This window comes from Pseudoalteromonas sp. L23, assembly GCF_021728455.1.
GTDB lineage: Bacteria > Pseudomonadota > Gammaproteobacteria > Enterobacterales > Alteromonadaceae > Pseudoalteromonas.
In genome coordinates, this window is sequence record NZ_JAKKCW010000004.1 from 45,747 (window position 1) to 57,546 (window position 11,800).

Below are 11,800 nucleotides of genomic sequence, written 5' to 3' on the forward strand. Positions count from 1 at the left end.
TTTTTAACAGTTATTAATACTACGTCTTAACTATAGCTTGAATTGTTCGCCTAGGTAGACATCTCTTACGGTTTGATCTGCCAAAACATGTTCTGGCGTGCCTGCAGCGATTAACTCACCATGTGAAACGATGTAGGCCTTTTCACATACGTCCAGTGTTTCTCTAACGTTATGATCGGTGATAAGCACACCGATACCACGGTTTTTTAGGTGCTCTATGATTGTCTTTATATCTAACACCGAAATAGGATCAACACCAGCAAAAGGTTCATCTAACAGGATAAACTTAGGGTTTGCGGCTAAAGCGCGAGCAATTTCGACTCGTCTTCTTTCGCCTCCCGACAATGCCATGCCCTGTGAGTCGCGAATGTGTTGAATATTAAACTCATCCAGTAACTCGTTTAGTTCAGCTTCTCTTTCAACTTTAGATAAGTCTTTTCGAGTTTCTAAAATCGCCATCAAATTTTGATAGACCGTGAGTTTTCTAAAGATTGAAGACTCTTGCGGTAGATAGCCAATACCAAGTCGTGCACGGCTGTGCATCGGTAACAAAGTGATATCTTCGTCATCAATCTGAATATAGCCTTTGTCGCTTGGTACTAACCCTACAATCATGTAGAACGTAGTGGTTTTACCTGCACCATTTGGTCCTAATAAGCCTACAATACTGCCAGCCTGAACACTTAAACCAACATTTTTGACGACCTGACGACCTTTATAACTCTTTGCTAGACCAGTTGCTTTGAGCTCGCTCATTAATTGTTACCTTCTTCCTGCGCTTTTTTCTCTTTAGCGTCTTTTTTGTCATCAACAGGAACAAGGATGGTTCTTACTCGAGAGTCTTCTTGGTCTGAGCGCTCAGCGCTGATCAATTGCTTTTCAATGTCATAGGTGATGACTTGAGCATTGATTTTTTGCCCAGTTTGATTGATTTCAGCATCACCAGAAATCACTAGGGTTCCCTTCGCTACGTCGTAACGGATTTCATTTGCTTTGGCTTCTAGTAAGTTGCCATCGGGTTGACGTTCGCTAAAAGTGGCAGGGCTGCCAGTTGCCACAAGCAGTTGCTTGTTAATGCCGAGCTCCGCGCGGCGGTGGACCTCTAGGCGATCGGCATTTATCTTTCTGTTGCCATGAATAATAACAACATTCTGTTCAAAAATACCGATGTTGCTTTGCAGTTGAGCTTGCTGACGGCCAGCATCAATAATGACTTCATTTTGTTCTGCAGCAATTGCTAGAGTAGAACTTGCAAGCAAGCCGATGAAAACTAGTTTGTTAATGATTTTACTGGTCATAATAAATTGTCTTTGTGTGGTTGATGAGTTCGATCACTTGCTTTTGTAGATCCGCATGCAGTCCTTTACCTGTGATCCTAAGACTAGGACCGTTGATAACGACAGGGTGTTCCGACTTCATCAATTTTTGCTTAATTTCAACTCTTACATTATCGGCATTGATATCCGTGATCATGGCGTTAGGCGTTAAATTCTTTGCCAACACATTGCCCTCTAATATCAAGGTGTTGTTTTCGTATAGGGTTGCTTCTAATGCGCTTATTTGCCAATTCTGTTCACCGTTATATAAGGTGAAAATGGGCTTTTCAAAGTGACTAAAGCCAAGATCTTGATACAACTCCATCTTATCAGCAGTTACCTGATAGTTTAATAAGCCATTTTCACTATAGGTCGTTTGCTGAAGCGTGGTTGCAACATAATCGGGTTTAGCTAACGGTTCATCTTCTTTTGCTGGATCCGCCTCTGATGGATTAAACATGGGCGACCACATCCATACCATTAAAGAAGCGAAAACAATGAGTAAGATGACACGTAATACGGTCATGTACTTGATCCTTTGGAAGTCAATAAGTGATTTTGGCTGAGCATTAGAAGATCAGTTAGTTCTCTCACGGCACCAAAGCCACCTGGCATCAAGGTCGTGTAATGGGCGATATGTTTAACAAGAGGATGTGCATCATTGACGGCAACGGCAAAACCAACTCGTTCCATTACGGGTAGATCTGGGCCATCATCACCAATATATGCAATTTCGTCATCATTAAGGTTGAGCTTAGTCTTCAGTTCATCATATGCCACTAACTTGTTTTCTTGACCTTGGTAAATATAAGTTACATTTAAACTAGTCATGCGTTGCTGAACTATTTGTGAATGTCTACCTGTGATAACGGCGACTTCGATACCACTATCAATCAAGGCCTTAATACCAAACCCGTCTTTGGTATTAAATGCTTTCAGTTCTTCACCATTGTTACCAAGGTATATACGGCCATCTGAGAATACGCCATCAATATCGCAAATTAATAATTTGATTTGTTTTGCTTTTTCCCAAGCTTCAGTTGAAATCGTCTGATATAAATCTTCAAATTGCATTACAGCACCCCCGCTCTAAGTAAATCTTGCGTATTCAAGGCGCCAACCGGAATGTTGTTTTCGTTCACCACAATCAAGCCGTTAATCCGTTTGGTTTCCATAATATTGAGTACCTCAGCTGCGAGCATATCGGCGCGTGCCGTCGTACTTTTAGCCGTCATTACTTGCGTGATTGGGGTGGTGTGAATATCGACCTTTTGTTCGATAATACGGCGCAAGTCGCCATCGGTAAAAATCCCTTGTAATTGCGAGCTTTCATCTACGATTGCCGTCATACCTAAACTTTTTGCGGACATTTCAAATAAAGCTTCTTTGACTGTGCAGTGACTATTGACCATAGGGATTGCATCCCCTTGATGCATGACATCAGCAACGGTTAGTAGTAGACGTCTCCCCAAACTACCACCAGGGTGGGAAAGTGCAAAATCATCAGCCGTAAAGCCTCTGGCTTCAAGTAGCGCAACCGCGAGCGCATCACCCATCACTAGCGTAGCTGTGGTGCTGGCCGTGGGTGCAAGTCCTAGTGGGCAGGCTTCTTTTGATACTTTAACACAAAGGTGAACCGTCGCATTACGAGCCATTGTAGAGCTTGGGTTGCCTGTCATGGAAATAACGGGGGCCCCTAAGCGCTTAATTACAGGTAGGATTGAGATCACCTCTTGGGTTTCCCCTGAGTTGGAGATCATCAGTACCACATCATCTTTGGTGATCATACCTAAGTCGCCGTGACTTGCTTCACCTGGATGAACAAAAAATGCGGGGCTGCCAGTACTTGCGAGTGTCGCTGCGATTTTGTTACCGATGTGGCCGGACTTACCCATGCCAATCACGATGATGCGACCTTGACAGCCAAACATAATTTCACAGGCTTTTACAAATTGCTGATCAACAAACTGTTGCACTTCTTCTATTGCTGCAAGTTCGGTAGCAAAAACTTGATTTGCAGAATCAATAAATGGGTTCGTTGTCACAAGGCTTCCTCAAATGATGTAGTAAATATAACCGACGAAGCTTGCGACAAGTATGCCACCTTCCAAGCGGTTGATGCGGCGCTGACCTGTTAAGCTGAGGCTCATTAGGATAAGCAGCAGTGTCGCGCCAAGCATAATAAATATATCACGTGACGCAATATTGGCGTCGAGGACGGATGGGTTAATGATCCCAGCAATGGATAGCACGGCCAATATATTAAAGATGTTCGAACCAATAATATTGCCAAGCGCTAGATCGTCCTCCTTCTTTAGTACACCAGCAACACAAGCAGCAAGCTCGGGTAAACTAGTACCAACGGCGATAATGGTTAATCCTATTAGCAGGTCACTCATGCCAAAATATTTGGCGATATCAACCGCAGCGCCAACGAGATAGTCCGCGCTAATAGGCAGTAAAATCATACCCACGATTAACCAGAAAACAGCTTTTTGAGTTGGAATATTATTTGGCACTTCTTCACAGGCTTCACTGACAAATGGGTCATCATTATCTCCACCACCACGCTTGGTGATAATGATAAGTGCAAGAAGAAAAGCGGCGAAACCGACTAATAACAAAACACCTTCTACGAAACTAAAGTGGTTATCACTAACGATATACCAAGCTGCCAATGAAACGACGACTAACAGCGGCATTTCGCGGCGCAAAATACCAGAGCCAACGGAGAGTGGCCTTAATAACGCGGTGAGACCCAAAACGAGTAAGATATTGGCGATGTTAGAACCTATGGCATTGCCCACGGCGGTGTCTGTTTTATCTGCAAGAGAGGCTTGCGCAGCAACCATCATTTCTGGTGCTGAAGAACCCATGGCCACGATAGTTAAACCAACAATTAATGTTGGTACACCAAAGTTTCGTGCAAGAGCGGCCGCACCAAAAACAAAGCGGTCAGCACTCCAAACCAGTGCAATAAAGCCAAGAATGAGAATAACAAACGATAAAACCATGAACCTCTAGCCAATAGGATTAAAATTTCGATAGATACTACCAAAAGCGCTCTGGAAAGTATAAGCAAACCGTTACATTTCACTACTTACAAAATTTTACCAAAACGATTTTCCATCTTGTTTGAAAAAAAAGTATCATACTTGGATGAATATAGTCTGGATCTGGAGAGCGACTTGTCGCAGTCAATTGTAGAAATCAAGGATGTAACCTTCTCTCGGGGTGAAAGGATCATCTACAAAAACATGAGCTTTTCCGTACCAAAAGGCAAAATTACCGCAATAATGGGGCCGAGCGGCATTGGTAAAACCACCATGTTGCGACTGATTGGTGGTCAGCTTAAGCCTGATAGCGGTGATATTCTTTTTGCTGGAAACAGTATCCCTAACATGTCTCGAGCAGCTTTATACCAAGCTCGAACGCGCATGAGCATGTTATTTCAAAGTGGCGCTTTGTTTACTGATATGAGCGTGTTCGATAATGTGGCGTTTCCTCTGCGCGAGCATACTGAATTATCTGAAGAGTTAATCCGTTTAGTGGTGTTGATGAAACTCCAAGCGGTTGGCCTTCGTGGTGCAAAAGATTTAATGCCGGCAGAGCTTTCTGGTGGTATGGCAAGACGTGCGGCTTTAGCGCGTTCTATTGCGCTTGATCCTGAATTAATCATGTACGATGAACCGTTTGCAGGTCAGGATCCGATCTCCATGGGTGTTCTAGTTCGCTTGATTAAGTCGCTTAATGAAGTGTTGGGATTATCGTCGTTGATAGTTACCCATGATGTCACCGAAGTACTGAGCATTGCTGACCACGTCGTTATTATTGCTGAACAAGGTGTGATTGGTACGGGAACCCCTGAACAGATGCTTGAACACGAATCGCCATTAGTGCAGCAGTTCTTACAAGGCCTTGCGGATGGTCCTGTGCCATTCCACTTTAAAGCGCCAGATTATCAGCAAGCGCTGTTGCAAGGAGAGTGAGTATGGTCGACTTTTTACAAAAACTAGGCCACAAAACCCTCAGCCGTTTTGCCGCACTTGGCCGTGCCACAACAATGCTTTTTGGGGCGCTATGTAGCTTACCTAATTTCCGAAAAGGCACGCCGCTGTTGATAAAGCAACTTTACATGGTTGGTCATCAATCATTGTTGATTATCATGGTGTCTGGTTTATTTATCGGCATGGTATTGGCATTACAAGGCTATACCGTGTTAGTTGGGTATGGCGCTGAAGATAGCCTTGGACCTTTGGTTGCTTTGAGTTTACTTAGAGAGCTGGGCCCTGTGGTAACCGCACTCTTATTTGCAGGACGTGCAGGCAGTGCGTTAACTGCAGAAATCGGTTTGATGAAGGCAACGGAGCAATTATCTAGTTTAGAAATGATGGCGATAGACCCGCTTAAGCGCGTGGTTGCCCCTCGTTTTTGGGCCGGTTTTATTAGTATGCCGTTACTCGCACTGATATTCTCTGCGATCGCTATTTTAGGCGCACACTTGGTCGGTGTTGATTGGTTAGGCGTAGATTCAGGTAGCTTCTGGTCAATTATGCAATCGCAAGTGTCGTTTCAACAAGACATCTTAAATGGTCTTATTAAGAGTTTCGTATTTGCACTATTAGTAACTTGGATCGCGCTATACAAAGGCTATGACTGTATTCCTACTTCAGAAGGAATAAGTAAAGCGACGACAGAGACGGTAGTACATTCTTCACTGGCTGTACTTGGCTTTGACTTTGTATTAACAGCGGTTATGTTCTCAAGTTAAAAGGTTTTAAAAATGAATACACGGAAAATAGAAATTTTAGTTGGCTTGTTCGTGGCATTGGGCATTGCTGCATTTGTTATGTTGGCGCTAAAGGTGGCTAACTCAGGCTTAAGCGGCAACGGTGAAACTTACACTTTGCATGCTAAGTTCGAAAATATAGGTTCGTTGAAAACTCGTGCCCCAATTAAGGTGGGTGGGGTTGTGATTGGCCGTGTTGATGGAATTCACATCCATCCACAAGAGTTCGTGCCAGTAGTTTCAATGAGTTTAGATAAAAACTACGAGTGTCAGTTTTCCGATACGTCGTCGGTTTCGATTTTGACGTCGGGCATTTTAGGTGAGCAGTATTTAGGTATTTCTCCGGTTATTGCTGCTGAATCTGCGAAGCAAAAATGTCTTGGTCAGGAAGTAACGAGTGAAGATAGCGTTGATCTTGAGTCTCTTTTTGGTGTGGAAACAAAAGCGCTAAAAGACGGTGACATGATCACAGATACAAAATCGGCACTGGTATTAGAAGAGCTAATTGGTCAGTTCCTATTTAATCAAGGGAGCGAGTAAATATGTTAAAAAACATCTATGCAAAATGTCTGACTTTGTTTGTAGCATTGATGGCTACCGCATTGGTTCAGGCGAAAGAAGTGGATTCAAGCGATCCTTATAAAATGGTAGAGCAAGTTGCGGCGCAAACTTTTCAGCGTGTTACGAAAGAGCAAAATATCATTGAAAAAGACAAAGAACACTTACGCGTTATCGTAGAAGAAGAGCTCTTGCCTTACATTGATTACAAATATGCTGCGTATCGTGTATTAGGTTCTTATATTCAAAAGGTTCGCAACATTGAAAGTAAAGAGGAGAAAGCCGCTGCTGTCGAGCATATTAGAGAGTTTATTGAGGTATTCAAAAATTACTTGGTAGCGACTTATGCTGGTGTATTTACTCAATATAAAGACCAAAAGGTAGAATTTGGTGAGCATCGCCCATTTGAGAATGAGGCTGTGGTGGTTGTTAAGACCAAAATTGTAGAACCAGGTAAGCCTGATATCAAAATTGATTTTAAAGTTAGACGCGGGCAAGACGGTGACTGGCGTGCTTTTGACATGATGGCGGAAGGCATTAGTTTACTAGATGCCAAACAATCGGAGCTACATGGTATTTTGCGTCAGCAAGGTATTGAGCATGTGATCCAACTGTTAGATAAGAAGAGCAAGCTTCCGGTGCAATTTAGAGGGGATGATGGTGACGCCTAATATTTCATTCACCGAAAGTAAAGGTGAAATCGTGTTAACTGGTGAGCTTACGAGAGCGAGTTTACCAAGCGCACTGAAACAGTCGACCATCGTTCAAGTGTTGAAAAATGCACAATCAACCGTCTATTTTAACCTTTCTGAGGTGACAAGGGTTGACACCGCGGGCTTAGCTTGGTTAATTCACTCTTTAGGTCAATTGAAACAGCGCGACATTCGTCTCGAGCTGAAAAATACGCCTGAGCAACTGCAAAATTTAATGGAGTTGGGACAGGTGACAACCCTATTTGAGTGAGTCTAATGGAAACAAATCAAGTCGAAACTTTATTGAGAGATACACTATCGCTTGACGAGATCATCGTCAAAGCTAATGGTAGTCACTACGAAGTCATTGCTGTTGGAACGTGTTTTGACGGATTAAGAAGGCTGAAAAGAGAACAGCTGATCTACGGCCCACTGATGGATACTATTAAAGACGGCACTATGCATGCTGTTAGTATTCGTGCATTCACACCTGATGAATGGCAAAAAGAGCGCAAATTTATTCTTCCACAATAACGGAGTGCCGCAATGGATCAGTTTGTTATCCAAGGTGGCACCACTTTAGCCGGTGAAGTCACTATTTCAGGGGCTAAAAACGCAGCCCTACCTATTTTATTCGCCGCTCTGCTTGGCGATGGTAAAAGCCGTTTTTCTAATGTACCGCACTTACGCGATATAGGTACCACTGAAGCCTTATTAAAAACACTGGGCGCTGAAGTTGAGTGGGACGGCGATATCTTAGAAATCAACGGAGCAACGGTAAATAGCGTGCTTGCACCTTATGAACTCGTTAAGCAAATGCGTGCGTCGGTACTGGCGTTAGGCCCATTAGTTGCCAGATTTGGTCAGGCGCAAGTTTCCCTACCGGGAGGTTGTGCTATTGGTGCTCGTCCAGTCGATCTGCATATTTCAGGCCTTGAGAAAATGGGCGCTAAGATCAAAGTTGAGAATGGTTATATCCATGCGGTAACCGAGGGTCGTCTTCGTGGCGCTGAGATCTTTATGGAAACCGTCAGCGTTGGTGCTACTGAAAACTTATTGATGGCTGCAACCCTCGCCGATGGTAAAACTGTGATAGATAATGCTGCGCGAGAGCCAGAGATTATTAACTTAGCTGAATGCTTAGTTGCCATGGGTGCCAAGATCAATGGTGCAGGCTCTAGCCGAATTGAGATAGAAGGCGTTGAGCGTCTTAATGGTTGTGAGCATAAAATCCTTCCTGATCGCATCGAAACAGGGACCTTTTTGGTTGCTGCGGCAATGGCAAAAGGCGAAGTACTATGTAAAAACACGGATTATCATAGTCTTGAACCTGTGCTTGAAAAGCTACGTGCCGCCAATGCTATCGTTGAGGTAAGTGAAGACAGTATTTATGTGGATATGCGTCAACGCGCTTTGAAAGCCGTTAATATTAAAACCATGCCACATCCTGGCTTTCCAACAGACATGCAAGCTCAGTTTACTGCATTAAATGTGGTGGCTGAAGGTAGCGCGACAATCACAGAAACTATCTTTGAAAACCGCTTTATGCATGTGCCAGAGTTACAGCGTATGGGCGCGAATATTCGTTTAGAAGGCAACACTGCAATCTGTGGTGAGACAGAGTCGTTATCTGGTGCACAGGTAATGGCAACCGATTTACGCGCTTCAGCGAGTCTTATCCTAACGGGTATTGTTGCAACAGGCGAAACCATCGTAGATCGCATCTATCACGTTGATAGGGGTTATCAGAAGATAGAAGATAAGCTAAGCCGTTTAGGTGCAAATATAAAACGCCGTAAAACCTGAGCATAATTAAGCAAATTGGTAAAAAACGAAAAGCGTCTTCCGGGACGCTTTTTGCTTAACCTTTTTGCCTAATATAACCCTGTTTCGAGTTCAGCGACTTCCACCGTAATAGTGAGGCGCTGACCGCCCCTGAGTACTTCAAACTCGAGTTTAGTACCGGGCGCGGTATTGCCTATCGTCTTCAGTGTCCTTTGCGGATTAGTCACAGGTTCTCCACCTACTTTAACTACAATATCATGCTCTTTCATGCCAGCTTGCCATGCGGGACCTAGCGGGTCTAATTCGCTCACAGCAAGGCCGACAATTGGTGTGTAGAGATCCGTTACACTTTTACCTGTATTATCAACTGGCGTGCCTCTAAAGCCGAGATAGCCCCGGATCACTCTGCCATCCATAATAAGTTTATGCATCACGTCCAGTGCAAGATCATAAGGGATCGCAAAAGAGATACCTTGGATATCAATATTCAAACGTGTGCGAAATTGTGCAGAGGTAATGCCAACTAGTGCGCCATTAGAATTGACAACGGCACCACCTGAGTTACCAACATTAATCGCGGCATCCATTTGCAGCAAATTATTGAATTGGCTTTCCGTGAGTGTCTGTTTGCCTGTTGCACTGATAATGCCTTGCGTAATGGTTTGTCCAATGTTCAACGGATTACCAATTGCGAGCACCACATCCCCAACACGTGGTGAGTAGTCGTGATCGATAGGAATGACAGGCAAATTCTCGGCTGGAATTTTTAATAAAGCTAAATCGGTGATGGTGTCATAGCCTATCAGTTGCGTATCGCTATATTGGCGGCCATCAGGAAGAAGTACAATGATTTGGTCGGCATTGTTCACCACATGATAGTTTGTCAGTATGTAACCATCTCGGCTCATAATAACACCAGAGCCAAGCTCTCTAACCGTATTTTGGCGCTGGTATCTTGGCTGATTACTAAAGCCCTCGGAAAAAATCGTTACGACCGCTGGAGCCGTTTTTTCTACAGCATCAGCAAAACTCATATGATGGGCCTGAATATGTGGGGCCTCAAGTTTTGGCAAGTTATCCCTCAGCTCAGGATTAAACCAAATGATGATAAAAGCGATCCCAAGTCCGGCAAGCAGCGGTGGAAAAATGAATTTAATTAATTTGAACACAAGAGCTTATATTTATAGTTATCTAATACTGCTAATAATGACACAAAAAAAAACACAGCGACAAGTTTCGCTGTGTTTCATTTTTAATATTTGTCGATTTCGTTACTGAATGAGGTAGAAAACCGTCTCGCGATCGCGTTTAATCCCTAGTACGATATTGCCTTTAATACCATTAATTAGTTTAGACATCTCTTTAACGCTAGTGACACGTTGGCGATTCACTTGCATGATCACATCGCCTTCTTCAAGGCCAACACGTGCAGCTGGTGAGCGAGGCTCTACTGAGGTAATGACGACACCTTCATTGCCATTGCGCTCGCCACTCTCTAGTACCGCGCCTCGTAGGTTTGGATGTACATCCTCTGCATTCGCCTGTTCTTCTTGCTTACCACCAAGCTCTACGTCGATAAACTTGGTTTTGCCATCACGGTAGACACCAAGTCGTACCTCACGACCTTCACCCATCGTAGCCACTTTACCGTGGAGTTCATTAAAGCTTTCAATGTCGTCGCCGTTGAGGCTGACAATGACATCATTGGCTTTCAGACCCGCTTTGTCCGCTGCTGAATCTTCCACCACGCGCATGACATAAGCACCGCGCTTGACATCAAAGCCTTGTGCTTTAGCAAGACCAGCATCTAAAGTACGACCCAAAATACCCAATGAACCGCGACGAACTTCTCCGTACTCAACAATTTGATCCACTAGGTTTTTCATCATGTTTGATGGAATAGCAAAGCCGATCCCGACATTACCGCCAGACGCGCCTAAAATAGCAGTGTTGATACCAATGAGTTCGCCGTTTAAGTTAACTAGCGCACCACCTGAGTTACCTTGGTTGATTGCCGCATCTGTTTGGATAAAGTCTTCATAGCCTTCGATATTTAAGCCGCTACGGCCTAGTGCACTGATTATTCCTGAGGTGACTGTATGACTTAATCCAAATGGGTTACCAATAGCAACGGAAAAATCACCCACTCTCAACTTGTCTGAATTAGCGAGTTTGATTTCTGTTAGGTCTTCGCCGTCGATTTGTAGCAATGCGATATCGGATTCGGCGTCGCTACCGATTAATTTAGCTTCAAACTCTCTGCCATCCTTTAAGGTGACAAGCATTTCGTCTGCATCATCAATAACGTGATTGTTTGTAACGACATAGCCTTTATCTGCATCAATGATGACACCTGAGCCGAGGCCGCTAAAAGGGCGCTTTTGACTACGAGGCTGGGGTTGTCCAAAGAAAAAGTCGAAAGGGTCGACACGGCGACGCACTTCTTTAGCACCTTTTACTTGGATACTAACAACGCCCGGGGCGACCTTTTCTAGCATAGGTGCTAGCGTTGGTAGTTGTTGGCCGTCTACGGCAACAGGAAGTTTGGCCATGCTTTGCTGCGGTAACAGCAATAAGCTAGAAGAAAGTAAAGCGGCCGATAACAAAGATAGTTTAAATTTCATAGTCGTGAAGTACTCCGCTATTAGCGTTAATATAAG

15 protein-coding genes are annotated in these 11,800 nt (G+C 43.9%); 7 read left to right on the forward strand and 8 right to left on the reverse strand.

Features of this window, described 5'->3' with window-relative positions:
• Window positions 1–30 precede the first annotated feature (30 nt).
• Genes lptB through L3V43_RS08945 form a run of 6 tightly spaced genes read right to left on the reverse strand, consistent with a single transcriptional unit; the run spans window position 31 to window position 4,330 of the window.
• Window positions 31–756 (reverse strand): LPS export ABC transporter ATP-binding protein, encoded by a 726-nt coding sequence (gene lptB / locus L3V43_RS08920; RefSeq protein WP_010605934.1) that lies wholly within the window; start codon window positions 754–756, stop codon window positions 31–33.
• Window positions 756–1,298, reverse strand: coding sequence for a lipopolysaccharide transport periplasmic protein LptA (lptA, locus tag L3V43_RS08925; RefSeq protein WP_010605933.1), 543 nt, complete (start codon window positions 1,296–1,298; stop codon window positions 756–758). Before lptA ends, lptB begins: the two co-directional genes overlap by 1 nt.
• Entirely contained in the window at window positions 1,288–1,842 is a 555-nt protein-coding gene (gene lptC, locus L3V43_RS08930) for an LPS export ABC transporter periplasmic protein LptC (RefSeq protein ID WP_010605932.1), read from the reverse strand. The genes lptA and lptC overlap by 11 nt, the downstream gene beginning before the upstream one ends.
• Window positions 1,839–2,390 (reverse strand): 3-deoxy-manno-octulosonate-8-phosphatase KdsC, encoded by a 552-nt coding sequence (gene kdsC, locus L3V43_RS08935; protein WP_010605931.1) that lies wholly within the window; start codon window positions 2,388–2,390, stop codon window positions 1,839–1,841. Before kdsC ends, lptC begins: the two co-directional genes overlap by 4 nt.
• A complete protein-coding gene (locus tag L3V43_RS08940) occupies window positions 2,390–3,361 on the reverse strand; it encodes a KpsF/GutQ family sugar-phosphate isomerase (RefSeq protein ID WP_010605930.1) in 972 nt (323 codons plus the stop codon). Before L3V43_RS08940 ends, kdsC begins: the two co-directional genes overlap by 1 nt.
• Before the next feature lie 9 nt (window positions 3,362–3,370).
• Window positions 3,371–4,330, reverse strand: coding sequence for a calcium/sodium antiporter (locus L3V43_RS08945; RefSeq protein ID WP_102055983.1), 960 nt, complete (start codon window positions 4,328–4,330; stop codon window positions 3,371–3,373).
• 174 nt (window positions 4,331–4,504) lie between these two features.
• Between L3V43_RS08945 and L3V43_RS08950 the strand changes: the two genes are divergently transcribed.
• From L3V43_RS08950 to murA, 7 genes are read left to right on the forward strand one after another with little or no spacing between them, the layout of a single operon-like run.
• Window positions 4,505–5,305 (forward strand): ATP-binding cassette domain-containing protein, encoded by an 801-nt coding sequence (locus L3V43_RS08950; RefSeq protein WP_010376674.1) that lies wholly within the window; start codon window positions 4,505–4,507, stop codon window positions 5,303–5,305.
• Between the two features lie 2 nt (window positions 5,306–5,307).
• Entirely contained in the window at window positions 5,308–6,087 is a 780-nt protein-coding gene (gene mlaE, locus L3V43_RS08955; protein WP_010376675.1) for a lipid asymmetry maintenance ABC transporter permease subunit MlaE, read from the forward strand.
• 12 nt (window positions 6,088–6,099) lie between these two features.
• Window positions 6,100–6,645 (forward strand): outer membrane lipid asymmetry maintenance protein MlaD, encoded by a 546-nt coding sequence (gene mlaD / locus L3V43_RS08960; RefSeq protein ID WP_010376676.1) that lies wholly within the window; start codon window positions 6,100–6,102, stop codon window positions 6,643–6,645.
• A 2-nt stretch (window positions 6,646–6,647) separates the two neighbouring features.
• Window positions 6,648–7,334: an ABC transporter substrate-binding protein gene (locus L3V43_RS08965; RefSeq protein WP_010376677.1), complete on the forward strand. Its 687-nt coding sequence runs from the start codon at window positions 6,648–6,650 to the stop codon at window positions 7,332–7,334.
• A complete protein-coding gene (locus L3V43_RS08970; protein WP_010376680.1) occupies window positions 7,321–7,626 on the forward strand; it encodes an STAS domain-containing protein in 306 nt (101 codons plus the stop codon). Before L3V43_RS08965 ends, L3V43_RS08970 begins: the two co-directional genes overlap by 14 nt.
• A gap of 5 nt (window positions 7,627–7,631) precedes the next feature.
• Entirely contained in the window at window positions 7,632–7,889 is a 258-nt protein-coding gene (locus L3V43_RS08975; protein ID WP_010605927.1) for a BolA family protein, read from the forward strand.
• Between the two features lie 12 nt (window positions 7,890–7,901).
• Window positions 7,902–9,161 (forward strand): UDP-N-acetylglucosamine 1-carboxyvinyltransferase, encoded by a 1,260-nt coding sequence (murA, locus tag L3V43_RS08980; protein WP_010376684.1) that lies wholly within the window; start codon window positions 7,902–7,904, stop codon window positions 9,159–9,161.
• Between the two features lie 68 nt (window positions 9,162–9,229).
• Here the strand turns inward: murA and L3V43_RS08985 are convergent, their stop codons facing one another.
• Both L3V43_RS08985 and L3V43_RS08990 read right to left on the reverse strand, forming a co-directional pair.
• On the reverse strand, window positions 9,230–10,309 hold the full coding sequence (locus L3V43_RS08985; protein ID WP_010605926.1) for a trypsin-like peptidase domain-containing protein: 1,080 nt from the start codon (window positions 10,307–10,309) through the stop codon (window positions 9,230–9,232).
• A 102-nt stretch (window positions 10,310–10,411) separates the two neighbouring features.
• Window positions 10,412–11,764: a DegQ family serine endoprotease gene (locus L3V43_RS08990; RefSeq protein ID WP_102055985.1), complete on the reverse strand. Its 1,353-nt coding sequence runs from the start codon at window positions 11,762–11,764 to the stop codon at window positions 10,412–10,414.
• Window positions 11,765–11,800 lie beyond the last annotated feature (36 nt).

Bases quoted from the DNA above. Each gene is read 5' to 3' on its own strand.
- lptB (WP_010605934.1), bottom strand. From the start codon at position 756: ATGAGCGAGCTCAAAGCAACTGGTCTAGCAAAGAGTTATAAAGGTCGT.
- lptA (WP_010605933.1), bottom strand. From the start codon at position 1,298: ATGACCAGTAAAATCATTAACAAACTAGTTTTCATCGGCTTGCTTGCA.
- lptC (WP_010605932.1), bottom strand. From the start codon at position 1,842: ATGACCGTATTACGTGTCATCTTACTCATTGTTTTCGCTTCTTTAATG.
- kdsC (WP_010605931.1), bottom strand. From the start codon at position 2,390: ATGCAATTTGAAGATTTATATCAGACGATTTCAACTGAAGCTTGGGAA.
- L3V43_RS08945 (WP_102055983.1), bottom strand. From the start codon at position 4,330: ATGGTTTTATCGTTTGTTATTCTCATTCTTGGCTTTATTGCACTGGTT.
- mlaE (WP_010376675.1), top strand. From the start codon at position 5,308: ATGGTCGACTTTTTACAAAAACTAGGCCACAAAACCCTCAGCCGTTTT.
- mlaD (WP_010376676.1), top strand. From the start codon at position 6,100: ATGAATACACGGAAAATAGAAATTTTAGTTGGCTTGTTCGTGGCATTG.
- L3V43_RS08965 (WP_010376677.1), top strand. From the start codon at position 6,648: ATGTTAAAAAACATCTATGCAAAATGTCTGACTTTGTTTGTAGCATTG.
- L3V43_RS08970 (WP_010376680.1), top strand. From the start codon at position 7,321: ATGGTGACGCCTAATATTTCATTCACCGAAAGTAAAGGTGAAATCGTG.
- L3V43_RS08975 (WP_010605927.1), top strand. From the start codon at position 7,632: ATGGAAACAAATCAAGTCGAAACTTTATTGAGAGATACACTATCGCTT.
- murA (WP_010376684.1), top strand. From the start codon at position 7,902: ATGGATCAGTTTGTTATCCAAGGTGGCACCACTTTAGCCGGTGAAGTC.
- L3V43_RS08990 (WP_102055985.1), bottom strand. From the start codon at position 11,764: ATGAAATTTAAACTATCTTTGTTATCGGCCGCTTTACTTTCTTCTAGC.